The sequence below is a fragment of the Sphingorhabdus sp. genome, from assembly GCF_046596595.1.
Taxonomy (GTDB): domain Bacteria; phylum Pseudomonadota; class Alphaproteobacteria; order Sphingomonadales; family Sphingomonadaceae; genus Sphingorhabdus_B.
This window is the reverse complement of the sequence record NZ_JBKJMB010000011.1, coordinates 17641-39746: the sequence shown is the minus strand read 5'-3', so window position 1 is coordinate 39746 and position 22106 is coordinate 17641. Positions and strand designations below refer to the sequence as shown.

General features: G+C 55.2%; 20 protein-coding genes and 1 other RNA gene. 7 read left to right on the top strand and 14 right to left on the bottom strand.

Annotated elements, in window-relative coordinates; translation table 11 throughout:
• The coding region (gene tsf, locus ACLL9E_RS00895) for a translation elongation factor Ts (RefSeq protein ID WP_411289866.1) at positions 1 to 465 on the bottom strand (465 nt) is incomplete at its 3' end.
• Positions 466 to 613: 148 nt separating this feature from the next.
• Positions 614 to 1441: a 30S ribosomal protein S2 gene (gene rpsB, locus ACLL9E_RS00890; RefSeq protein ID WP_411289865.1), complete on the bottom strand. Its 828-nt coding sequence runs from the start codon at positions 1439 to 1441 to the stop codon at positions 614 to 616.
• A 345-nt stretch (positions 1442 to 1786) separates the two neighbouring features.
• Between rpsB and ACLL9E_RS00885 the strand changes: the two genes are divergently transcribed.
• A complete protein-coding gene (locus ACLL9E_RS00885) occupies positions 1787 to 2197 on the top strand; it encodes a hypothetical protein (RefSeq protein WP_411289864.1) in 411 nt (136 codons plus the stop codon).
• 618 nt (positions 2198 to 2815) lie between these two features.
• On the opposite strand, the gene ACLL9E_RS00880 is transcribed toward ACLL9E_RS00885, so the two are convergent.
• The 5 genes from ACLL9E_RS00880 to ffs all read right to left on the bottom strand — a co-directional run bounded on the left by ACLL9E_RS00880 (position 2816) and on the right by ffs (position 8046).
• Entirely contained in the window at positions 2816 to 3088 is a 273-nt protein-coding gene (locus tag ACLL9E_RS00880; RefSeq protein WP_295443736.1) for an HU family DNA-binding protein, read from the bottom strand.
• Between the two features lie 189 nt (positions 3089 to 3277).
• Positions 3278 to 5677 carry an endopeptidase La gene (gene lon / locus ACLL9E_RS00875; RefSeq protein ID WP_411289863.1) on the bottom strand — a complete coding sequence of 800 codons (2400 nt, stop codon included), beginning with the start codon at positions 5675 to 5677 and terminating at the stop codon, positions 3278 to 3280.
• Between the two features lie 147 nt (positions 5678 to 5824).
• Positions 5825 to 6160 carry a YbaB/EbfC family nucleoid-associated protein gene (locus ACLL9E_RS00870; protein WP_411289862.1) on the bottom strand — a complete coding sequence of 112 codons (336 nt, stop codon included), beginning with the start codon at positions 6158 to 6160 and terminating at the stop codon, positions 5825 to 5827.
• On the bottom strand, positions 6157 to 7779 hold the full coding sequence (locus tag ACLL9E_RS00865) for a DNA polymerase III subunit gamma/tau (protein ID WP_411289867.1): 1623 nt from the start codon (positions 7777 to 7779) through the stop codon (positions 6157 to 6159). Before ACLL9E_RS00865 ends, ACLL9E_RS00870 begins: the two co-directional genes overlap by 4 nt.
• Before the next feature lie 172 nt (positions 7780 to 7951).
• Positions 7952 to 8046: signal recognition particle sRNA small type (ffs, locus tag ACLL9E_RS00860), an RNA gene on the bottom strand.
• Positions 8047 to 8181: 135 nt separating this feature from the next.
• On the opposite strand from ffs, the gene ACLL9E_RS00855 reads away from it, so the two are divergent.
• The gene (locus ACLL9E_RS00855) at positions 8182 to 8529 is read left to right on the top strand and encodes a PilZ domain-containing protein (protein WP_411289861.1); all 348 of its coding nucleotides are present in this window, start codon (positions 8182 to 8184) and stop codon (positions 8527 to 8529) included.
• On the opposite strand, the gene ACLL9E_RS00850 is transcribed toward ACLL9E_RS00855, so the two are convergent.
• The 5 genes from ACLL9E_RS00850 to ACLL9E_RS00830 all read right to left on the bottom strand — a co-directional run bounded on the left by ACLL9E_RS00850 (position 8526) and on the right by ACLL9E_RS00830 (position 14760).
• Complete coding sequence (locus ACLL9E_RS00850) at positions 8526 to 9929, bottom strand: glutamine synthetase family protein (protein ID WP_411289860.1); 1404 nt, start codon at positions 9927 to 9929, stop codon at positions 8526 to 8528. The two genes, ACLL9E_RS00855 and ACLL9E_RS00850, sit on opposite strands and share 4 nt — an antisense overlap.
• Before the next feature lie 22 nt (positions 9930 to 9951).
• Positions 9952 to 11298, bottom strand: a complete 1347-nt coding sequence (locus tag ACLL9E_RS00845) for an aspartate aminotransferase family protein (protein WP_411289859.1) — start codon at positions 11296 to 11298, stop codon at positions 9952 to 9954.
• The gene (locus ACLL9E_RS00840) at positions 11295 to 12569 is read right to left on the bottom strand and encodes an NAD(P)/FAD-dependent oxidoreductase (protein WP_411289858.1); all 1275 of its coding nucleotides are present in this window, start codon (positions 12567 to 12569) and stop codon (positions 11295 to 11297) included. The genes ACLL9E_RS00845 and ACLL9E_RS00840 overlap by 4 nt, the downstream gene beginning before the upstream one ends.
• Positions 12569 to 13915, bottom strand: coding sequence for a glutamine synthetase family protein (locus ACLL9E_RS00835; RefSeq protein ID WP_411289857.1), 1347 nt, complete (start codon positions 13913 to 13915; stop codon positions 12569 to 12571). Before ACLL9E_RS00835 ends, ACLL9E_RS00840 begins: the two co-directional genes overlap by 1 nt.
• Before the next feature lie 119 nt (positions 13916 to 14034).
• Complete coding sequence (locus ACLL9E_RS00830; protein WP_411289856.1) at positions 14035 to 14760, bottom strand: TorF family putative porin; 726 nt, start codon at positions 14758 to 14760, stop codon at positions 14035 to 14037.
• 270 nt (positions 14761 to 15030) lie between these two features.
• Between ACLL9E_RS00830 and ACLL9E_RS00825 the strand changes: the two genes are divergently transcribed.
• Entirely contained in the window at positions 15031 to 16341 is a 1311-nt protein-coding gene (locus ACLL9E_RS00825; RefSeq protein ID WP_411289855.1) for an aspartate aminotransferase family protein, read from the top strand.
• 288 nt (positions 16342 to 16629) lie between these two features.
• Here ACLL9E_RS00825 and ACLL9E_RS00820 read toward each other — a convergent pair whose 3' ends face one another.
• Positions 16630 to 17100, bottom strand: coding sequence for an Lrp/AsnC family transcriptional regulator (locus tag ACLL9E_RS00820; RefSeq protein WP_411289854.1), 471 nt, complete (start codon positions 17098 to 17100; stop codon positions 16630 to 16632).
• A 130-nt stretch (positions 17101 to 17230) separates the two neighbouring features.
• Here ACLL9E_RS00820 and ald point away from each other — a divergent pair, with 130 nt between their 5' ends.
• Together ald and ACLL9E_RS00810 are read left to right on the top strand one after the other, a co-directional pair.
• Positions 17231 to 18358 carry an alanine dehydrogenase gene (gene ald, locus ACLL9E_RS00815; protein ID WP_411289853.1) on the top strand — a complete coding sequence of 376 codons (1128 nt, stop codon included), beginning with the start codon at positions 17231 to 17233 and terminating at the stop codon, positions 18356 to 18358.
• Positions 18359 to 18389: 31 nt separating this feature from the next.
• Complete coding sequence (locus tag ACLL9E_RS00810; RefSeq protein ID WP_411289852.1) at positions 18390 to 19406, top strand: LacI family DNA-binding transcriptional regulator; 1017 nt, start codon at positions 18390 to 18392, stop codon at positions 19404 to 19406.
• Here ACLL9E_RS00810 and ACLL9E_RS00805 read toward each other — a convergent pair.
• The gene (locus ACLL9E_RS00805; RefSeq protein ID WP_411289851.1) at positions 19403 to 20314 is read right to left on the bottom strand and encodes a haloalkane dehalogenase; all 912 of its coding nucleotides are present in this window, start codon (positions 20312 to 20314) and stop codon (positions 19403 to 19405) included. The genes ACLL9E_RS00810 and ACLL9E_RS00805 overlap by 4 nt on opposite strands.
• A gap of 247 nt (positions 20315 to 20561) precedes the next feature.
• On the opposite strand from ACLL9E_RS00805, the gene ACLL9E_RS00800 reads away from it, so the two are divergent.
• On the top strand, positions 20562 to 21167 hold the full coding sequence (locus tag ACLL9E_RS00800) for a DnaJ domain-containing protein (RefSeq protein ID WP_411289850.1): 606 nt from the start codon (positions 20562 to 20564) through the stop codon (positions 21165 to 21167).
• A 213-nt stretch (positions 21168 to 21380) separates the two neighbouring features.
• Positions 21381 to 22040: a hypothetical protein gene (locus tag ACLL9E_RS00795; protein ID WP_411289849.1), complete on the top strand. Its 660-nt coding sequence runs from the start codon at positions 21381 to 21383 to the stop codon at positions 22038 to 22040.
• Positions 22041 to 22106 lie beyond the last annotated feature (66 nt).

The window sequence follows — 22106 nt, the reverse complement described above, 5'->3', positions numbered from 1 at the left end:
ATAAGACACGATGCGGCCGTTATTAACCGACAGCGATTTCACGCGACGGATAACCTGGTTTTCACCAATCGTCGCAATGTTATTGGTCAGTCGGTCCTGAACAGTTTCACCATCGCCATAAGGCGCGGCCAAAACAGCTTCGGCATCGTTCGCGGCCAGTTTCAGCGCAACATTGCTGACAGCAGCAACGAATTCCTGAAACTGTTCGTTCTTCGCGACGAAATCGGTCTGGCTGTTGACTTCGATGGCAGTGCCCTTGTTGCCTTCAACGGCAACGCCGACAAGACCTTCAGCTGCGGTACGGCTGGATTTCTTGGCAGCAGTGGCAAGGCCCTTGGCACGCAAAAGATCAACTGCGGCTTCGATATCGCCATTGGTTTCTTCGAGCGCCTTCTTGGCGTCCATCATGCCGGCGCCGGAAAGCTCACGCAGTTCCTTGACGGCTGAAGCGGTAATTGCAGACATAAATTGTCCTTTCGAAATGTGCGGGAGGCCAATCGACCCCATCTGGGTTCGCCATCCCCGCGAAAGCGGGGATCCAACACCTGCATCGACATCATCAGCAAACGTCAGGCGTTGGGCCCCCGCCTACGCGGGGGTGACGACAAATATATTACGCTTCTGCGGCAGGCGCTTCAGCGGCAGCTACTTCAGCTACAGGAGTTTCTTCTGCAGCCGGTGCAGCTTCTTCAACCAAAGTAGGCTCAGCGGCGGGTTCTACTTCCGCGCCAAGGTCAATGCCCTTGGCAACCTTCGCGTTCACATTGCCCTTGGTTGCCGCAGTGGCAATGGCGTCGCAATACAAACGAATGGCGCGCGCTGCGTCATCATTTGCTGGAACCGGGAACGCAATGCCGTCAGGCGACACGTTTGAGTCGAGGATCGCAATCACAGGAATACCCAAAACATTGGCTTCCTTAATGGCGAGCTCTTCCTTGTTGGCGTCAATGACGAACATGACGTCAGGAATGCCGCCCATATCGCGGATACCGCCAAGGCTCATTTCAAGCTTGTCGCGCTCGCGGGTCATCTGAAGAATTTCCTTCTTCGTAAAACCGTGCGTATCGCCCGAAAGCTGCTCTTCAAGCGTCTTGAGCTTCTTGATCGAATTTGAAATGGTCTTCCAGTTGGTGAGCATGCCGCCCAACCAGCGGTGGTTGACGAAATGCTGGCCAGATGCGCGCGCAGCGTCGGCAATCGGGCCTTGCGCCTGACGCTTTGTGCCGACGAACAGGACTTTGCCACCCGACGAAACGCTCTGGGCAACGAAATCAAGCGCACGTGCGAACAATGGCACGGACTGCGAAAGATCGAGAATGTGGATGCCGTTGCGCGCGCCGAAGATATACGGCTTCATACGCGGGTTCCAACGGTGTGTTTGGTGGCCGAAATGGGCCCCAGCTTCAAGCAATTGCTGCATGGTAACGACAGGTGCCGCCATGGTACTTCTCCTTCCGGTTGAGCCTCTGGGAAACTAGAACGTCACTATCGCCTGGAAGGCAAAGATCAGCACCGGTATGTGCGTTTCCCATGTGGAATGAGCGGGCCGTTATATTCGCGGACGGGATTCGTCAAGCAGAAACGCCGTCACTGAAGCTTTGCAACGAAAGCGACCTACATCAACGGGGATATATTTTGAGCCCCCGTTCCCATGTGCAGCGACAGAACCAAATTCGATGGCTCACACATCGACAATCGACGATGGCTCATGCGATTAATACAAGGTTCACGCCGCAACGCTACGTTCACGCCTTGAATGTTGAGGGGTTATAGCAACTTGTTCAAAATGCTGATCGCAAGCGGGTTAATTGCCGCATCGGGCGCATATATACCCGCGGCTTTTGCTCAGGAGAGTTCTCTCGGCGACGCGCAGCAGTCGTCTCCACCCGAACGCATATCATTTCTGGTGACGTTTGGAGAGGACAAATGTCCTGTGGCAGAAGGTGACGAGATTGTCGTCTGCGCGGCGCAGCCAGAAGGCGAGCGCTACCGCATTCCCAAACCCCTACGCGAGGAAGAAGAATCAGACGTCAGTAGCACAAGCTGGACGTCGGCGGTTGAAGGTCTCGATGCGATAGCCCGCGCTGCCCTTCCCAATGGCTGCTCAGTGAACGGCAGTTACGGCTTCACTGGATGCAACCAGAAGGCGCTGCAACAGTGGTTTGCCGAGCGGCGTGGGAAGCTTGAAGCGCGCTAAGCACCGTCCAAATGAACCTTTGGGCATATTAAGAGTTATCCACAGGTAATCCCCAAAGTTATCATGCGTTGTTTCGCTCTCGAAAAGCCGCTTGACACAAAAGAACATATAGTGAACAAAGATGCAAGGACCCTAAATAAAGGGAAAACTATCCCCAGGGTTTTGTGTGGGGCGCAGAAAGGACCAGTGTTATGACCATCGTTGCTTCCCTTCTTTTCGTTATCGCACTCGCTGCGTCGCTTGCCGTCATAATACTGACGATCCGCTCCGCGATGCCGCGAATCCGAGAAGTGGTCGAATTGGAGTTTGCTCCATCCGTTCAGCACCAACGCCGAATAATAATGGGTGAAATGCGGCGCCCGACCCCAGCGCCAATCATTGCGTTTCCGGTCGTAATGCGCGTGCAAAGCGAAGCTCGGTTGGCGGCTTAAAAAACGAGTGCACTGCCTGAGGCGCTTTTCCTTCGATCAGATCGCGCCAGAATATGGGTTAGCCTCATGTCAGGCTTATTACCCAAATGACCCAGCCTTCAACTGGCATAACTTGCTCAGCATTTAGCGCATAAAAAAGGGCGGGTGCTTTCGCCCCGCCCTCTTTCACCAAATATCGTCATTTGTCTTAGTTGACGGCATCCTTGAGCGCCTTGCCGGCCTTGAACTTTGGCTGAGTCGATGCCTTGATGGTCATTGGCTCACCCGTGCGCGGGTTACGTCCGGTCGATGCTTTGCGCTTTGCAACGCCAAAAGTACCGAAACCAACGAGACGTACTTCGCCGCCACTCTTCAGCGCGCCAGTGATCGCTTCAAAAGTTGCTTCAACGGCTTTGCCAGCATCAGCCTTGGTCAGGCCGCTTGCATCGGCAACTGCACTGACGAGATCTTGCTTGTTCATACGGGAATCCCCCCTCTTAAAATTGTGTGAGACTCATTATTGCTTAATTGAGTCGCGGCCGAAGCCGGTGGCCGGATAATGATGAGAATGTTGGCGCTGTCAAAGGAAATATCGGCCCAAATCCGTCATTTTCTGTTAAAAACTGCGCGTTTTGCCCGTTAACCACACCTAAAGGCAAAGCGCGCAGCCTCAATGCGTAACTGCCGCGCCACTTTCCCCGCTGGCCACGCTCGGCAATGCCGCTGCCAAGTCGTCAGCTTCCGTCCATTCAACGGGCACAAGCGGCGATACCAGCGCGCGTGCCAGCACCTGGTCCACATGGCTTACCGGAATGATTTCCAGCCCGTCTTTGATGTTCGCCGGGATATCCGCCAGGTCCTTCTCATTCTCCTGTGGTATGAGCACGGTCTTGATCCCGCCGCGCAACGCCGCAAGCAGTTTTTCTTTCAAACCGCCAATCGGCAACACCCGGCCTCGCAGCGTCACTTCTCCCGTCATCGCAACATCACGGTGAACGGCGATGCCGGTCAACGTCGACACGATGCAGGTGACCATACCGATACCAGCCGATGGACCGTCTTTCGGAACCGCACCTTCGGGAAGGTGAATGTGCACATCCTTGCGGGCAAACAGGCTCGGCTTAATGCCATAGCTTGGCGCACGTGCCTTAACGTAGCTCAACGCAGCCTGGATGGACTCGCTCATCACTTCGCCAAGCTTACCCGTAGTCTTAATCTGCCCCTTGCCCGGCACAGTCACGGCCTCAATGGTCAACAATTCGCCGCCCACTTCGGTCCATGCCAGACCCGTAACCGCGCCAATCTGGTTTTCTTCCTCGCCCATATCATGGCGATATTTGCGCACGCCCGAGAAATCCGCGAGATTTTCAGGCGTTATTGCAATGCTTGTGTCTTTGCCTTCAAGGATACGGCGCAACGCCTTACGCGCAACCTTCGCGATCTCGCGCTCCAACGTCCGGACACCCGCCTCTCTTGTGTAATAACGGATGATGTCCTTGAGTGCATCATCGCTTACCGAAAACTCCGCATGCTTCAAGCCGTGAGCTTCGATCTGCTTCTCAAGCAAATGCCGTTTTGCAATCTCGAGCTTTTCATCCTCGGTATAGCCTTCGAGCCGGATGATCTCCATGCGGTCGAGCAACGCCTGCGGCAAGTTCATGCTGTTGGCAGTCGTCACAAACATGACATCCGACAAATCCAGGTCGATTTCGAGATAATGGTCGTTAAATTTGTTGTTCTGTTCAGGGTCAAGCACCTCAAGCAACGCAGATGCCGGGTCGCCCCGGAAATCCTGTCCAAGCTTGTCGATTTCGTCGAGCAGGAACAGCGGATTCATAGTGCCCGCCTTTTTCAGGTTCGCCGCAACCTTGCCAGACATTGATCCGATGTATGTGCGGCGGTGGCCACGAATCTCGGCTTCGTCACGGACGCCGCCCAACGACTGCCGGATGAATTCACGGCCCGTCGCTTTGGCAATCGATTTGCCAAGCGAGGTCTTTCCAACACCCGGAGGACCAACGAGGCACAATATAGGCCCCTTCAGCTTGTTTGTCCGCGCCTGCACCGCAAGATATTCAACAATCCGGTCCTTGACCTTTTCCAACGCAAAATGGTCGGCATCAAGGACGTCCTGCGCCTTGGCGATATCACGCTTCAGCTTTGACTTCTTGCCCCAAGGAATACCCAAGAGCGTGTCGAGATAATTGCGGATCACCGTTGCTTCGGCCGACATCGGCGCCATGCCACGCAGCTTTTTCAATTCCGCATTGGCCTTTGCCTTTGCTTCCTTGGAAAGCTTCATAGTATCGATTTTGCTTTGAAGCTCGGCAACCTCGTCGCCGCCTTCGCCATCATCATTGCCAAGCTCGCGCTGAATTGCCTTCATCTGCTCATTCAGATAATATTCGCGCTGGGTCTTTTCCATCTGGCGCTTCACGCGGCCGCGAATTTTCTTCTCGACCTGCAAAACGCCAAGCTCGCCCTCCATGAACGCGAACGCCATTTCAAGACGACGGAGGGGATTTGCCTCGACCAACAAGGACTGCTTATCCGACACCTTCAACTGTATATTGGCCGCAACGGCATCGGCCAGCGCCGATGGCGTATCGATCTCGGTCAACTGAACAGCCGTTTCGGCCGGCATTTTCTTGTTGAGCTTTGAATAATTTTCGAACTGTTCGGTGACCGAACGCATCAGCGCTGTCGCTTCAGGACCCTCTGCGACCTGCTCTTCAAGCAAAGTAACGGTTGCCTCGACATAATCGTCACCGCGTTCAATCAGGTCGCGCAATTCCGCACGCTGCTTGCCTTCAACAAGTACGCGCACCGTTCCGTCTGGTAGCTTCAACAGCTGCATAATCGACGCAGTCACGCCGATATTATACAAATCATCCTTATCAGGGTCATCTTCGGCGGGGTCGAGCTGCGCGACAAGAAATATTTCCTTGTTGGCAGTCATCGCCTTTTCAAGCGCAACAACCGATTTGTCGCGACCGACAAACAAAGGCACAATCATGCCCGGGAAAACAACAATATCACGCAATGGCAATAAAGGCAGATTCAATTCCATAGATACTCCAATCGGCTGTCGCTCAAAACCGCGAGCAACCTGTTCTCCGTCAATATGAGCGCTTTGCGCGCGCTTTCAATGGATGTGCGCAGCTTGCGCGCATTTTATTGGGGAAAAACTATATGGAATGAACTGTTGCCTGCCTTATCAGAATGGCAATTTGAACCCTGGAGGCAATGGCAGGCCACTGGACATCTTACCCATCTCGGCATTGCTCGCTGCATCCGCCTTTTCGCGAGCATCGTTGAATGCCGCAGTAATCAGGTCTTCCAACATGCCTTTATCCGCTGGGACAATGAGGCTGTCGTCGAGTATAACATTCAATATCCGGCCCTTTGCTGTCGCCCGAACCTTTACCAGCCCGCCGCCCGACACGCCTTCAACCTGAATAGTGTCAAGCGTTGCCTGCGTTTGTTCCATCTGTTGCTGGATATTCTGCGCGGCTTCCTGCGCAGCCTTGATCATCTCTTCCATGCTTTTCATGCGCTCTTGCTCCATTTCATGTCATTATCATCGCCGTCGAGCAGCTCTGCCTCAGGAAACGCGGCAAACGCTGCTTTGACCAAAGGTGACTCCATAATAATTCTTTTATCGGCTTCGGCTTCCGCCTGTTCCTGCTCAAGCAGGCTGGGCTGAGCCTCCCCCGCGCGTTCCTCAATTTCCCAGCGCGTGCCAGTCACCTTAGCCAGCGCATCGCGCAATTCGGCACCAAAAGACGGCCCGACAGGCCCCGCCAACTGATACGCCAATAATGGCGGCGCGTATTCAACCAGACGCACAACGTCGCGCATAGTCACTTCGATGCTGACAAAACCTTCGCGCGCCAAACGATCAAGCAGCGCCTTAAAATCAACCGGCATCAAGGATTGTACATTGGCAGGCGGCGACATATCGAGCGCGGTAGGTGCCGACGCGGGAGGCGGCGCAGCGAACACGCCTTCGCCTATCATTTTTGCCAATTCCCCCGGATCAGGAAGTGTTGCAGCATGGACCACGCGTAGCAACGCCATATCGGCGGCATCCAGCGGAACCGATGCGCGAGCGACTTCTTCCTGCCCTTTCAACAATAATTGCCACAACCGGTGCAACACGGGGAAGGACAAGCGATCGGCAAGTTCTTCCACCACGGCCGTGGCTGTAGCATCCAGCGCGGCATCGCCCGGCGCCCCAACCTTGGCCAGCGTCAACCGGTGAACCTCGGACAACAATCCTGCAAACATGGCGAGCGGTTCAACGCCCAGATTGTACTGGCTCTTGGCTTCAGCCAGCATCGCCTGCGCATCACCGTGCAGGATAAGGCCGAACAACCGACGGATTGCGCCGCGGTCGGACAGACCAAGCATATCCCGGACTTGCGCGGCGGTGACCTGGCCATCCCCTTCCATATCGGCATGGGCAATGGCTTGATCGAGGATGGAGAGACCATCGCGGACCGAGCCTTCTGCCGCTTGCGCAATCAAAGTCAATGCTTCTGCCTCAGCCGTGACAGCTTCCTTCACCGCAATTTCTGCAAAATGCGCGGTGAGCTTCTCGGTTGAAATGCGCTTCAGGTCAAAACGCTGGCACCGCGAGAGAACGGTAATCGGAACCTTGTTTACTTCAGTTGTCGCAAACAGAAACTTCACATGGCCCGGCGGTTCTTCCAACGTTTTCAGCAACGCATTAAACGCGTTTTTCGACAACATGTGCACTTCGTCGATGATATAGAATTTGTAGCGCGCCGACACTGCGGAGTAGCGCACAGCTTCGATAATTTCGCGCACATCGTCGACGCCGGTGTGGCTTGCAGCGTCCATTTCGATCACATCGATATGCCGGCCTTCGGCGATTGCCACACAAGGCTCGCAAACACCACATGGGTCGATAGTCGGGCCGCCCTGCCCGTCCTTGCCAATGCAATTCAGCGCTTTGGCAATCAGCCGCGCGGTGGAGGTTTTGCCAACGCCGCGCACGCCAGTCATAAGGAACGCATGCGCCAACCTGTCACGTTTTATCGCGTTACCAAGCGTCTGCACCATGGCATCCTGACCAATCAGCTCGGCAAAAGTCTGCGGACGGTATTTGCGCGCCAGCACGCGATACGCCACCCCGCCCGTTGACACTGAAGTCGTTGCTGGCTTGGAAACCTGGGGTAAATCCAAACCGAGACCCAAAGCGTCATCGGGCATGTCCGGGTCGCGTTCAGCGAAATCTGGATTATTAGAGTCGGGCATCATGATCTCGTTAGAATGCTCGTCGACATTTGTCGAAGTCTTCGCAACCGAAACAGGGGGAAAAGTAGGAGCCGGATGACCCGCAGCGAATTCGTTGTGGCTGCTTCCGTCAGGATCTGACCAGGTTGGCGAGTGCCACGTCCATCCGACTCCCACGCCGCATATGGCCGTGACGGCGGCTAAATGCAAGACCGGTTGGCGAAGTTGGTAAACAGCAAATTTACCTTAAAGCGCAACGCTAAATTCACGCAGGCGCGCTAGCCCAGATTAACCTAACGGGAGCTCGGTGCCATGATCGATACGCCTACGACAACAATAACATACCAGCGGTACGAAGATGCCGCGCAGGAAGACCGGAGCGCGCCACGCGTTCGGCTTAAGATCCCTGCGATCATGCGACCATCGGGATCGCCCGGCTTTTCTGTTATTGTCCGCGACCTATCATTGTCTGGTGTGGCCTGCGAAGCTCTTACGGGAATGGCCCCGGGCACGCGGATTTGGCTAACCCTGCCGGGGCTGGCGGCGCTTCAGGCAAAAATCGTGTGGAACGATGGCACAACGGTAGGTTGCGAATTCACTACTTTGCTCAACCCTGCCGTGCTTCAAAACATATTGGCGCGGTTTCCCATTCAGGCTTAAGCATTTCTGAGATACCAGTCGTAGTCAATGCTCGGGACTTGGCCGAAATATCGGTCCTGCTCGACTCGCTTCACAATCGTGAACATGTCTACAAAGCGATCCCCCAGATATTCACGCATCAACTTTGAACCATGGAAGCGGTCCACAGCGGCAAACCAGTTGCTTGGCGGCTTGTCATCGCCTGATCCGTCACGGTCATAGCCATTGCCGACAACCGCCGGACCGGGGTCAATCTGCTGGATAATGCCGTGGTGGATGCCGGAAAGGACCCCAGCTACGGCAAGATACGGGTTTGCATCCGCACCGCACGCGCGATGTTCAACATGGCGACTTGATGGCGGGCCGGCGGGTATGCGGAAGGACACCGTGCGGTTGTTAACGCCCCAAGTGGGCGCAACCGGGGCATAGCTGTTCGCCTTAAACCTGCGGTAGCTGTTGGCGTGCGGCGCGAAGAGCGCGAAACAATCGCCAACGGTCGATATCATCCCGCCAATGGCATGACGCAGCATCGGCGTACCTTCGGGATCATCGGACGCGAACAGATTCTGCCCGTCGCTGTCGTTCATGGACACATGAATATGCATGCCTGACCCGGCCTGCTCTGCGAAGGGCTTGGCCATGAACGTGGCTTCAAGCCCATGGGCTTGCGCAACCGCCTTGACGACGCGTTTGTACATGATCGCATCATCGCACGCGCGCAACACATCGGGTTTATAGCGCAATGTCAGCTCGCACTGCCCTGGCGCAAATTCGGAGATTGCGGACTCCAGAGGTAGCCCTTGAATGTCACAGGTTTCGTATAGTTCGTCGAAAAAGGGCCGAAAATCATCTAGCTCACGCAGGCCATAGACCTCCACCATGCGCGGCGTTTCGCGATTATAATCGGGGCGCGCCGGGCGGATGGATCCATCGCGTGCGCGCTTGGGATCCAGAAGGTAGAATTCCAGCTCTACGGCTAGTGCAGGCGTTAGGCCGATCTCGGCAAAACGGTCCACAACAAGCCCAAGGACATGGCGCGGGTCAAGATCGTGGGGTTGGCCATCAAGCTCGTAAAAATCCACCATGAACTGCGCCGCATTGTCGCCTGCCCACGGCGTACGCACCAATGTGCCGGGAATGGGCTTCATCGAGCGGTCGGCGTCGCCGTCCTCCCAGACCAGACCCGTCTCAACCGTATCCTGACCGGTAATATCCACGACCGCGATGGAACCGGGAAAAAAGCGGCCGATTTCATATACCGACAGCACTTCATGCTGGCGCAAACGCTTGCCACGCGGAACGCCGCCCATGTCGGTGTAGATCATCTCAACGGAATCAATATCCGGATGCGCCGCAAAAAATGCCTCGGCCTCCGCTCGTGCCGCGATGTTTGCTGATGATTTTGCCCGCTTGATTGTCATGATTTATCTATTCCGCCCAAATTTAAGAAGCTTGTAGCTCAGTCAACGCAGAGTTCAACTCTGCCGCAAGCCGGTCGACTTGCGCCGCTTGAGTCACTGGGCTCACCAGCATCATGTTATGAAATGGCGCGAGCAATATGCCCAGATTGGCCAAATAGAGATGGATAGTGCTCTCCAGTTCATGATCCATAGCAGCGCGCGCCTCGCTGCCATTGCGGGGCGGATTGGCCGAACACACCAGTTCGACGCGGGCACCGGCGTGACTGACATGCCAATCCAGCCCATGCGCGGCGATGACTGCGTTTAGCCGTGCCACCAGATGGTCGGCAGTAGCTAACATATGATGATAAGCTTCGCGCGTTATGACCTGTCCCAACATTGCGTGCATCGCGCAGATGGCCAACGCATTGGCCGACAAAGTCGTGCCAATCCCGCTGTGGCCCGCCGGACGCGACGTATTCAGCGCAGCCATCCGTTCGGCAATTTCTGCTGTAAAGCCGTAAACCGCGCAGGGCACGCCGCCGCCAATCGACTTACCGACAACCATGATGTCGGGCATTGGACCATAAGCGTTGCTATGGCCGCCATAGCCCGACGATATGGTGTGCGTTTCGTCGAACACGAGGATCGTGCCTGTCTCGCTGCACAAGCGGCGTAATGTTGCCAGAAAACCCTGGGCATCTCGCACCATGCCAATGTTGGTCATCATTGGCTCGGCCAAGACGCAGGCGATATCACCGCCCCGCAACGCCGTCTCCAGCGCATCAACATCGTTAAATTCGATCGCCGTCGTAGTCGGCAGCAAATCCTGCACCTGACCGATCAGGCTCGGCCGGTTAACGGCACGCCCGTCGCGCAGGTCGACAAAGACGTCATCGACCGCACCATGATAACAGCCATTGAAGATCAATATCTTGTCACGCCCCGTAATTCCGCGGCACCAGCGGATCACTGCGCGGTTGGCCTCGCTTGCCGTCGTCGTCACTTGCCATACCGGCAGGCCAAACATGGCGCCAAGCATTTCGCTTAGCTCCGCGCCCTTGGCTGTAGGCAACATATAGCTCAGCCCTTGCCCGGCTTGCTTTGATATCGCGGCGGATAAAGGCGCTGGCGAATGGCCGAACATGCTTGCGGTATCACCAAGACAGAAATCGTCAAAGACTTGCCCGTCGATGCTCGTCAGCGTCGCCCCAGAGCCACTCTCAGCAACGATCGGGAACGGACTCGACCAATCAAGCATCCAGTGAAATGGCACGCCCTGAAACCATCCCTGCGCGCGCTGTGCTTGCGCCTTGGACTTTGGGTTGGCGGCGATGAAGCGTGCAATTTCGCGTGCGCGCATCCGGTCGACAGCTTGGCGGTCGATCATAGCCGGTCTCGCATTGCCGAATAAAGCATGCCTGCAACATAGGTTGGCGACCGCAAAAACTTTCCACCCGGAAATGCATGATGCGGAATTTTGTCGAAGAGGTCGAAATTGCGGCTGTCGCCTTGCAACACTTCAGCCAGTAGTTCACCGACCAAAGTCGTCAGCAAAACACCTTGCCCCGAATAGCCATGGGCAAACAGGATGTTTCCGTTGCGCCCAATATGAGGCAACCGATTGACAGTGATACCCACAGCGCCGCCCCAGGCGTAATCGATGCGGGCATCGGCAAGCTGCGGGAATAGCTTGAGCATATAAGGCCGGACAAATGCCGCAATATCCTTTGGCGGCGTCGGTGAATATTTTTCGCCACCTGCAAATAATAACCTGTTATCAGACGATAAGCGAAAGTAATTGAGAACAAATCTGCTGTCGGACACGGCGGCATTTGACGGGATGAGTGCGCTTGCACGCTCTGCACCAAGTGGCTCGGTTGCGATAATGTAGTTCAACACGGGCATGGAGTAACGCCCCGCTTTAGGTGCCAGTGCGGTGGTTTCGGCGTCCGTTGCCAAGAACACCGTTGTCGCCGCGACCGACCCGGACTCGGTCCGCACGACGGGCTTACCATGATCTTCGACCGACAAAACCCTGCTGCCTTCAAAGATTTTGGCACCCGCACTTTGCGCCGCATTTGCCAGTCCACGTGCATATTTCAGCGGGTGGAGATGCCCACCTTTGGGTACATAGACACCGCCGTGATAGCCCTGGACATTGACATATTTGCCGACATCCTCCGGCGGGACCAAAACCGCCTCGCCTTTGCCGACATATGTGTCGCTGAAGGCAACCTCTTTCTCCAAATATGCGAAATCACGCTTTTTGGCGGCGAGATGGATGTGGCCGTCCTGCAAATCACATTCGATGCCATGCTTTTTGATCCGCGCATGTACTCGGTCGCGCGCCGAGATCGCTAGATCATAGAGCATATGCCCGACGTCCTGCCCGACCAATTTGATAAGATCGTCGCCAGCCATATTGAAGCCGGGGATCATTTGACCGCCGTTTCGGCCAGATGCGCCAAAGCCAGCTTGCTCGGCCTCAAGCAATACCACGTCAATACCAGCCTCGGCACAGGCAACAGCGGCGGAAAGGCCCGTAAAGCCGCCACCGATGATGCAGATGTCGGCGGTTATGTCGCCCACCAAAGGTGAATTTTTCGGATATTCTCCAGCCGAAGCCAGATAATAGCTGTCGTTCAATCTATCGGGCATCACACCCTCAGCAACAAATGCTCGCGCTCCCAACTGCTCACGACCGACTGGTAGTTGAACAATTCATAATCTTTGACCGCGTAAAATATGTCGAAAAACTCTTCACCGAGTAAGTTGCGTACTGGCTTGCAGGCGCTGAACCTGTCCAATGCAGCCTCCAATGTCCTCGGTAGGGTACGGGCCCGGTTATAGGCGCTTCCTGTGATGGCCTTGGCCGGAACCATGCGCTCAACCATGCCGATATAGCCGCAGACAAGCGAAGCTGCCATCGCCAGATAGGGGTTTGAATCTGCGCCCGGCAGGCGATTTTCAACGCGGCGGTTCGCCTTGTCGGATATCGGCACGCGAAAGCCGCAACTGCGATTGTCTTCGCCCCATTGCACGTTGATTGGCGCGGCGCTGTCTGGACGCATCCGGCGGAAGCTGTTGACGTTTGGCGCCCAAAGCGGGGAAACTTGTGGCATGAATTTTACCAGTCCAGCGATATAGCTCCGGAAAAGCGCGCTATCGCGCCCGTTGGCGTTGGAAAACAGATTTCGTCCGGTCTCTGCATCGACAACCGACTGATGGATATGCATCGCACTACCCGGTTGCCCTGCCATCGGGTTCGCCATGAATGTCGCATAGACGCCATGCTGCTTGGCGACAGCGCGAACGGTACGTTTGAACAGAAACACTTGATCTGCCAGCTTCAGCGGGTCGCCATGAATGAAGTTCACCTCCAACTGCGCTGCGCCCATTTCATGGATCATCGTGTCGATATCGAGGCCCATGAGCTCGCAGTCATCATAGATATGATCGATAATATCTTCATATTCGTTCATCGCCTCCAACCCGTAAGGCTGGCTGGCGGTTTCGGCGCGGCCACTTGAACCGGTCGGCGGCATAAGGGGAAAATCGGGATCGACATTTTGGCTGACGAGATAAAATTCAACCTCAGGCGCCATGATCGGCTTCCACCCGCGATCTGCATAAAGGCTCAGTACCTTTTTCAAAATCGTCCGTGGCGCGATTTCGACTTCGGAGCCGTCAGCGTGCAGGACGTCGGCAATCACAAAGGCGGTCGGCGATTTAAACCCGGGTGCAACGCAAATCGTTTCAGGGTCTGCGATCAGGATTTTGTCGGGGTCTTTGTCCCAGATATCTGCGATATCCTCGGGATAATGCCCATCAATGGTGCAGATAAAAACGCTGCCCGGTATCCGCAACGACTTGTCGCGGACCGACGACAGGAATTTTTTGGCAGGTAAAACCTTTCCCCGCTGAACGCCATTTATGTCAGGGACAATGCATTCAACCTCATCGATTTTGTGCTCAGCGATCCAATTCGCAAGGTTCACGGACATGCTTTTTCACCAGTTTTCAGTAAGCCGGATAAGCGCATGCCGGGCTTGAAAGGTCAAGCCCGGCATGAAGCTATTCTGAATTGGCCAATGTTGAAAAGGCCATAAAAAATAATGTTAGATCAAAAGCCGTAGCTTACCGAGAACACTACGCCAGCCGAGCTGTCCTTAAATGCAAAGGTCGAACGACGGTTGGTGTCCACATAGGACGCACCTAATGTAAATCCGGATACGGCGGCGGTCAGGCCAAGCGACCAATCAACCTTTTCATCACCAACGCTGAACGCGCCGTCTTCGATACCCATCGATCCAACGATAGAAATCGGCGAATCCGGCAACGCGATTGTCGCGTTTGTTCCGTAATAGATATTATCCTGATTGCCGGTGTTATCCTGACTTGGCACATAGCTTAACTGGACGCCGACAGTTGCCGGGCCGATTGTTGAACCAAGCTTGCCGGTAAACTCAACATAGTTGAAGCTCGATACACCGGGATACAGATAATACGTCGCGCCGATGTCGTAGGTCAGTTCTTCACCGCCGGAAAAGCCCGCGTACAGGTCGACTTCAAGGTCATCGCCCGCATTATCGGCAATGTTCGAAGCCCAGACACCTGCATATAGACCCGATTCATGTTTTACAGTGAGATAAGGCTGGAGCGCAAAATCCTTGTTCGACAGCGAAACACCACGGAAGCGATAGTCGGACACAACGGCTGCGCCGCCGGTTAACGTGATTGGACCTGATGCCTCTTCTGCTGCTGCGTCTTGAGCGAAAGCAGGTACAGAAATGGCCATCGCGCTCATCGCGACGCTCATGCTTGCCAGCTTTAATATTGAATTTCGCATTATTTCACCCCTTCTTAGGTACGTCAGAAATCATTCCGAAAGCGTGCGCATTGCGCCGCCTTCGGCAATTGCCGTTCGCTTCCCGCTTGATCTTGTTGCCCGCGCAATGGTTAGCTTTATTTTTACCTGCGCTTTATTGTGCAACTGCACACAAACATCAAAGCACGCACCAAGCAAGCAATTTTGTGTCAATGTCCTTGTCCTTTTTAAGCAATGTGACAAAACAGTCACAGTCTTGCGCAACATAAGGATATGGGTGAAGAAGGGCATATGCTTGAAAACGACCCCCTCGCGGCATTCTGGATGCCGTTTACTGCAAACAAGTCCTTTAAGGCCCACCCGCGCTTGCTCGTGTCGGCCAAGGACATGCATTATCAAAGCGCCGATGGCCGGCAAATCCTCGACGGGACTGCGGGTCTGTGGTGCAGCAATGCGGGACACTGCCGGCAACCGATCGTAGACGCTATCGCCAAATGCGCCGCGACGCTCGACTTCGGACCGACGTTTCAGCTTGGCCACCCGCTGGCCTTCGAACTCGCCAGCCGCCTTGCGCCGATGATGCCCGACGGGGTCGACCGGATATTCTTCACTAATTCTGGAAGCGAGTCGGTTGACACGGCATTGAAAATTGCGCTCGCGGCGCAACGCGCGCGGGGCCACGGCACCCGAACGCGGCTGATTGGCCGCGAACGCGGATATCATGGCACTGGCTTTGGGGGCATCTCAGTAGGCGGCATCGTCAATAACCGGCGCGTGTGGCAAGGCCTTCCTGGCGTGGATCATATGCGGCACACGCATGACGTCGGGCGCAATGCATATTCGCGGGGTTTCCCGCAACATGGTGCGGAACTCGCCGACGATTTGGAACGTCTAGTTACATTGCACGGCGCGGAAACCATTGCCGCGGTCATTGTCGAGCCTGTGGCTGGATCAACCGGCGTTCTTGTCCCGCCAATTGGCTATCTTCAAAGATTACGTGACATCTGCACCAAGCACGCGATCATCCTGATTTTTGATGAGGTGATAAGCGGCTTTGGACGCGTCGGCGGCGCGACTGCTTCGCAAAGCTGGGGCATCACGCCCGATATCATCGCAATGGCAAAGGGCCTCACCAATGCTGCAGTTCCCATGGGCGCTGTCGCCGTAAGCAGAAACGTCCACGACGATGTCATAAACGCCACGCAAGATGGGATCGAGCTTTTCCATGGCTACACCTATAGCGGCCACCCGCTTGCCGCAGCGGCAGCCTTGGCCACACTCGACATCTACCGTGACGAAGGTCTCTTTGAAAAAGCGCATGAGCTAGGCGGATATTGGGCGGACGCCGCGCATGCCCTGCGCGGCAAGCGGCATGTTATCGACGTACGGAACATTGGCCTTATTGCCGGGATTGAGCTTGAGCCCCGAACGGCGGCACCAACAAAACGCGCAACCGAGCTGTTTCAAGCCTGTTTCGACAATGGGTTGCTGGTTAGGGCAACAGGCGACATTATCGCACTCAGCCCGCCGCTTATTCTTGAAAGAGCGCATATCGACGAGATGTTCGGTAAGATAGGCGATCTGCTAGAGCGAATCGACTAGGCCTGTTGAAGTCGAGTCAACGCAAACGCCGCTGGCGCTGTGCATGTTGTGCGAAGCCAGCCTTTTGAGGGGGCGCGGGCTAGCTTCGCACAAATTGAACAGCCAAGCGGCGGTTCAAATCAGAATAGAATTGCGACGATCACCACGAGCAAAATTAAACCGCCAATGCTGATTCCGACTGTTCTTCCCATAACCTGTCTCCATTTCCGATAAATGAAACAGAATTGGGTCAGACAAGTTCCTTCAGTCAGTCTTTTGCCGACATATTATCCATAAGAATGCAAATCTTCATTGGTCGAACAAGCGCGGCGGAACGGTTCGATTTACGACCTCCCGCAACGCAAAGGCAGTCTCGATCCGGGCGACTCGAGGTAGCCGCGCAATTTCCTGCCGGTGGATCAACTCATAATCCTCAATTGACGCGGCACGAACAACCAGAAGGTAATCGTTCCTTCCACTCATCAAATGGCACCGGATTGTCGACGGGCTGTTGACCACCGCAGCCTCGAACGCCGCCATGGCCTCCTCGCTTTGGCTGTCGAGTGTGATCGTGACCATCACCGTCGCCGAAAGCCCCAATTTCCGCAAATTTACGTCGGCGCGATAGCCGCGCAAAATGCCGTCATCCTCTAACGCCTTTTGCCTGCGTGCAGCAGCGCTTGGTGACAGGCCCGCCACCTCGCCCAGTTCCATCTGAGTCGCACGGCCATTTACCACCAAAGCACCCAATAATTTACGGTCTGCGCGATCCAGCTGCATGAGATTTCCATTCTTATATTATAAATAGACGAATATATGCACGAATATACCATTTAAGTCGAATCTTTGCGGAGTTTCGCCGTCGGGACGGTGCTATTTTGCCTACGATCTTATTCAGGAGCAGAAAATCATGCGTGTCGGCGTCCCAAGCGAAATCAAGGTTCATGAATATCGTGTCGGATTAACCCCCGGGGCAGTCCGCGAATATGTCGCGCATGGCCATCAGGTGGTGGTGCAATCCGGCGCGGGGGCTGGCATCATGGCAAGCGACGATGCCTATCGCGCGGCTGGTGCTGAAATTGCCGCCACAGCAGCCGAAATTTTCGCTGGCTGCGAAATGATCGTCAAGGTCAAAGAACCGCAACCAAATGAATGGGTGCAGCTTCGCACTGGCCAATTACTTTTCACCTATCTGCACCTTGCGCCTGACCCCGAACAGGCAAAGGGCCTTATTGCGAGCGGATGCACCGCGATTGCCTATGAAACCGTCACTGACGACCGTGGCACCCTGCCCTTGCTTGCCCCGATGAGCGAAGTTGCGGGCCGCCTTGCTATCGAGGCCGCTGGCGAAGCTATGCGGCGAAGCGAAGGCGGTGCAGGCATCCTGCTTGGCGGCGTCCCCGGGGTTCCTGCGGGCCGCGTCACCGTGCTTGGCGGCGGCGTTGTTGGCACCCATGCCGCACGCATGGCGGTTGGTCTTGGCGCTGAGGTCACCATCGTTGACCGATCGATCCCGCGCCTTCGCCAGCTTGACGAAATGTTCAACGGACGGGTGCGCACGCGTTATTCGACGCTTGAAACGATTGACCATGAAATCAGCATTGCCGACGCCGTCATTGGCGCTGTGCTTATTCCAGGCGCGAGCGCGCCAAGGCTCGTCACGCGCGAAATGCTCAAGCGGATGAAGCCGGGCTCGGTACTCGTGGACGTCGCCATCGACCAAGGCGGCTGCTTTGAAACATCGCGGCCAACGACCCATGCCGAGCCCACATATGTTGTCGACGGCATCATCCATTATTGCGTCGCCAACATGCCGGGCGCAGTTCCGCAGACGAGCGCTGCGGCGTTGAACAACGCAACATTGCCTTATGGCCTTGCTCTGGCGGACAAGGGCGTGGCCGCGCTTGAAAACAGCACGGAAACGGGTCGCGGATTGCTCGCTGGCCTCAACGTCCACCGGGGTAAAGTCACGAGCCAGGCAGTCGCGGAAAGCCTTGATCTGGAGTTTGTCGCGCCGGAGACTGCCTTGACGGCGTGACTTGAACGCTTGCCAATGCTAACGCTCTCAAATGGGTAAAGAGGGGCGGGTTACTGCGCATCAAATCGCGGCTATGCTTGGGGTGTCACAGCCCACGGTGTCGCGTGCCTTGCGCGGTGACAAAAAAGTCAACGAGGCCACGCGGGCGCGGATCGTTGCGCTTGCGACGGAGCTAAATTACTCGGTCGATCATAACGCGCTTCGGTTGCGCACGCAGCAAACCAATTCGATTGCGCTCGTTATCCTGTGTCGGCGCGGCGAAAACAAAGCGAACATAAACCCGTTTTATCTGTCGCTGCTTGGCTGCATTGCTGCTTCGGCGTCCGAACGGGGCTATAATCTCATCATTTCTTTTCAGGATTCTCCTGCCAATTTCTTCGCCAATTACACAGGCAGTCGGCAAGCGGATGGCTTGATCGTGATCGGCAGCGGCCAGAATGTCAAAGGATGGCAGTTTTTTGGCGAATATGCCCGGCACGAAACGCCGATGATTTGCTGGGGCGCGAGCAAGGAAGACCTGATTTCCATCAAGAGCGACAATGTGCAAGGTGCGCGGCTGGCAATCGACCATTTGCTACACAAAGGCTGCACGCGCATTGCCTATATTGGTCCAACCAACAGCGAACAGCCGCAATTTCAGGACAGGCTAACGACCTATATGGCCGAAATGGCGGCGAGGAATATGCAGCTTATTTGCCCGCCGCTTCCTGAAAATGCGGTACGCGAGGATCAGGGCTATGCCGCTGTCAAAGGCTTGATCCGTGACAAGGTTGAGTTTGACGGCCTGTTCTGCGCCAATGACTTTATCGCGTTGGGCGCGATGCGTGCGCTTGACGAGAGCAACGTAACCGTCGGTCAGGATGTCCGGGTCATCGGCTTTGATGGCATTGCCACCGGCGCCTATGCGCAGCCGCCACTCACCACAATCGAGCAGGATTATGTGCAGGCGGGCGAAATGCTGGTGGAGGCCTTGATTGCGGTGTTCAAAGGCGACAGCCCCAACATTACACCTGTCCCCGTTAAGCTGCTGTCCCGCGGAAGCGCCTAGGCCCGGGTTCCAGCGCTGCGTGCAACCTCCAATATGCAAGCGACAAAGCCTTCGGGATCATCCTCCTGAATGAAGTGCCCGCCGCGCAGGCTCCGGTGGTTTTGTCCCGCGGTACCCGGGACGCGGCCAATGAACCGGCTTTCCCCGCCCCGCGTGATCCGGTCCTGATCTGAAAAACAGCACAAGAACGGCTTTTCCCATTTGTCCAATACCTCCCAGGCGCGTTTCTGGTCTCGCAAGGCGACATTGTTTTCAAACGGGACAAAGCTCGGAAAGATACGCGCACCAGCCTTGAATGACGAATCCGGGAATGGCGCATCATACGCCGCGATTTCCTCGGGTGAGAGAACTCGCTTGGTTCCCGCGTTCACAATCTTGCCGATAGGAAAAACGAGGCTCCATTTTGAAAATGCGCGCCAGATGGCAAAGGCACGCGGCGGTTCCCCGCCTTCCGGCAGGCCGCCATTGGACAATGTGACGCCCGAAAATCGTTCCGGCATTTCGGCGACCAGCCGAAGCCCGACCAGCGAACCCCAATCCTGACACGCCAAGGTTATATTCCGCAGGTCAAGTTGCTCCACCCATTGGCGCATCCACGCCACATGGCGGGCATAGCTATAGTCATTTTGCGCAGCAGGCTTGTCGGATTTGCCAAAGCCGATCAGGTCGGGGGCAAGCACGCGAAGGCCTGCGTCAACGACCGGAGCAACCATTTTGCGGTACAGATAGGACCAACTTGGTTCTCCATGCATCATCAGGACAATAGGTGCGTCACGCGGCCCTTCATCAATGTAATGGATCCGCAAATCTTCGCCCGCCGCGCTATCGTCGATGTTCAGATAATGCGACGCGAAGGGATAATCCTTCATGTTAGCAAAGGCGGTATCCGGCGTGCGTAAAACTTTCATCGTCATTCCCCCCGAAACGAAACTGTGCGCAGCGCGTGTCACATTATCCAGCGTGCATCAAGCCGCGATGAGCTTGTCAGCAATTTCGAGACGCGTGCACGAATAGTCCTTGTGCTCTTTGCTGCATGCCTGCGTACAAGAATATTAACGTGCACACGGCTTGTAAATTTCGGCAGCGCGCGGCATGAAGTTAGCAATAACAACATAGCGGTCGCAAAATTGGGCTTGGTATAGGGGCGATTTTCACATGACCGAACAACAAACCTTCGTGGATTATTACCGCATTTTACAGGTCAAACCCGCCTGTGACGCAAAGACGCTTGAGGCTGCGTATCGCCGCTTGGCAAAAGCTTATCATCCCGATCATTTCGAAACCGCTGACGTCGACAAATTCAACGAAGTTGTCCAAGCATATAAGATCCTACGTAACGCCGAGGACCGGTTGCAATATGACATTCAGCATAATGAGCATGTACCGGCCGAGGAAGTGCATGCTGCGTCTTTTGATGATGTTACAACCGAAGAAAAAGCAGCATTGACCGACGCCGAAGCGCATGAGAAGATTTTGCTGACATTATACAAAAAACGGCGCGAAAATGCCCAGAACCCCGGCGTATTGGCATTTTATATCAAGGAAGCTTTGCACTGTTCGGAAGAACTTTTTGAATTTCATGCCTGGTATTTAAAAGCCAAAGGATTCATCGAACGCACCGAGCAGAATGAATTGGCAATCACTGTTGAAGGGATTGACCACGTGATTTCGATGTCACGTTCCCATATGGCTGCGCAGTTGCGCATCGCTCGATTGGAAGATGAACCCGTCCGGCCAAAACGCACGCGCCGAAAGGCTTAGGCCTGGTCGCTGGCAGACAGTGTGCTGGCGACACGTCACGCAGGGAACAAAAAGGTTAATCTGTCGTTAACCTTTTGTCGCTCGCGGGCGACCTTACAAAACGCATAGCCTTAACGGGACCTTCCGACATCATGTCGGAGGGTTCTTCTGTTTAACCGCGTATGTTGTAAAAATCCTTCTTCGCGACTGGGTCAAACCGCGATAATTGACCCTATGCGAATCGAAGGCGACTACAAAAAAGACGGCTATGCCACCATCCGGAGTCTCGTTCCTCCGGAAGTCGCGGCCATACTGCTTCAGCAAATGCAGATTGACCTTAAGGCTGCGGGGAAATCCTTTGAGACATTTGCCAAATTGCACCCGCTTTCAAAGCAACACACCATCGACATATCCGGGCATTTTTACCGGCCGCTTACAACATTTTTGTGGGGTATGACGCCGATCATCAGCGACCTCACCGGCGCGGATGTCTTGCCGAGCTACAATTATTTCCGCATTTATCACAAGGACGATACCTGCAGGGTTCATTCCGACCGCCCGTCATGCGAACATAGCGTGTCACTAACGCTCGCCTATAGCGATGGTATGGCTTGGCCACTTGAAGTTGGTTCGCAGCCAGTGAGCAGTGAGGGACCCTGCTTTGATGATTTTGGTGACGAGCCATTCTCGTCGGTGGAAATGCAACCAGGTGACGCCGTTCTGTATCGCGGCCTGGACCTGCGCCACGGCCGGATCAAACCCAATCCCAACACATGGTCTGCGCACCTTTTTCTGTTTTGGGTAGAGCGCGACGGCAATTTCAAGCAACATGCTTTTGATGCGCAGCGGCTGAGATCAGAATTGGAACGCGTTGGCAATGTCCCCTCGCCCTGAGCACTTGGCAACGCGATCATCACAGCAGAATATAGCATCCAAAAATAACATCGATTTTCAACCGAT

Excerpts from the sequence above, each read along its gene's own strand:
- ACLL9E_RS00855 (WP_411289861.1), top strand. The coding sequence starts at position 8,182 with ATGATCGATACGCCTACGACAACAATAACATACCAGCGGTACGAAGAT.
- ald (WP_411289853.1), top strand. The coding sequence starts at position 17,231 with ATGCGTGTCGGCGTCCCAAGCGAAATCAAGGTTCATGAATATCGTGTC.
- ACLL9E_RS00810 (WP_411289852.1), top strand. The coding sequence starts at position 18,390 with ATGGGTAAAGAGGGGCGGGTTACTGCGCATCAAATCGCGGCTATGCTT.
- ACLL9E_RS00805 (WP_411289851.1), bottom strand. The coding sequence starts at position 20,314 with ATGAAAGTTTTACGCACGCCGGATACCGCCTTTGCTAACATGAAGGAT.
- ACLL9E_RS00835 (WP_411289857.1), bottom strand. The coding sequence starts at position 13,915 with ATGTCCGTGAACCTTGCGAATTGGATCGCTGAGCACAAAATCGATGAG.
- ACLL9E_RS00880 (WP_295443736.1), bottom strand. The coding sequence starts at position 3,088 with ATGAACAAGCAAGATCTCGTCAGTGCAGTTGCCGATGCAAGCGGCCTG.
- ACLL9E_RS00820 (WP_411289854.1), bottom strand. The coding sequence starts at position 17,100 with ATGCAGCTGGATCGCGCAGACCGTAAATTATTGGGTGCTTTGGTGGTA.
- ACLL9E_RS00885 (WP_411289864.1), top strand. The coding sequence starts at position 1,787 with ATGCTGATCGCAAGCGGGTTAATTGCCGCATCGGGCGCATATATACCC.
- ACLL9E_RS00800 (WP_411289850.1), top strand. The coding sequence starts at position 20,562 with ATGACCGAACAACAAACCTTCGTGGATTATTACCGCATTTTACAGGTC.
- ACLL9E_RS00830 (WP_411289856.1), bottom strand. The coding sequence starts at position 14,760 with ATGCGAAATTCAATATTAAAGCTGGCAAGCATGAGCGTCGCGATGAGC.
- ACLL9E_RS00795 (WP_411289849.1), top strand. The coding sequence starts at position 21,381 with ATGCGAATCGAAGGCGACTACAAAAAAGACGGCTATGCCACCATCCGG.
- lon (WP_411289863.1), bottom strand. The coding sequence starts at position 5,677 with ATGGAATTGAATCTGCCTTTATTGCCATTGCGTGATATTGTTGTTTTC.
- rpsB (WP_411289865.1), bottom strand. The coding sequence starts at position 1,441 with ATGGCGGCACCTGTCGTTACCATGCAGCAATTGCTTGAAGCTGGGGCC.
- ACLL9E_RS00870 (WP_411289862.1), bottom strand. The coding sequence starts at position 6,160 with ATGAAAAGCATGGAAGAGATGATCAAGGCTGCGCAGGAAGCCGCGCAG.
- ACLL9E_RS00840 (WP_411289858.1), bottom strand. The coding sequence starts at position 12,569 with ATGCCCGATAGATTGAACGACAGCTATTATCTGGCTTCGGCTGGAGAA.
- ACLL9E_RS00850 (WP_411289860.1), bottom strand. The coding sequence starts at position 9,929 with ATGACAATCAAGCGGGCAAAATCATCAGCAAACATCGCGGCACGAGCG.
- ACLL9E_RS00845 (WP_411289859.1), bottom strand. The coding sequence starts at position 11,298 with ATGATCGACCGCCAAGCTGTCGACCGGATGCGCGCACGCGAAATTGCA.
- ACLL9E_RS00825 (WP_411289855.1), top strand. The coding sequence starts at position 15,031 with ATGCTTGAAAACGACCCCCTCGCGGCATTCTGGATGCCGTTTACTGCA.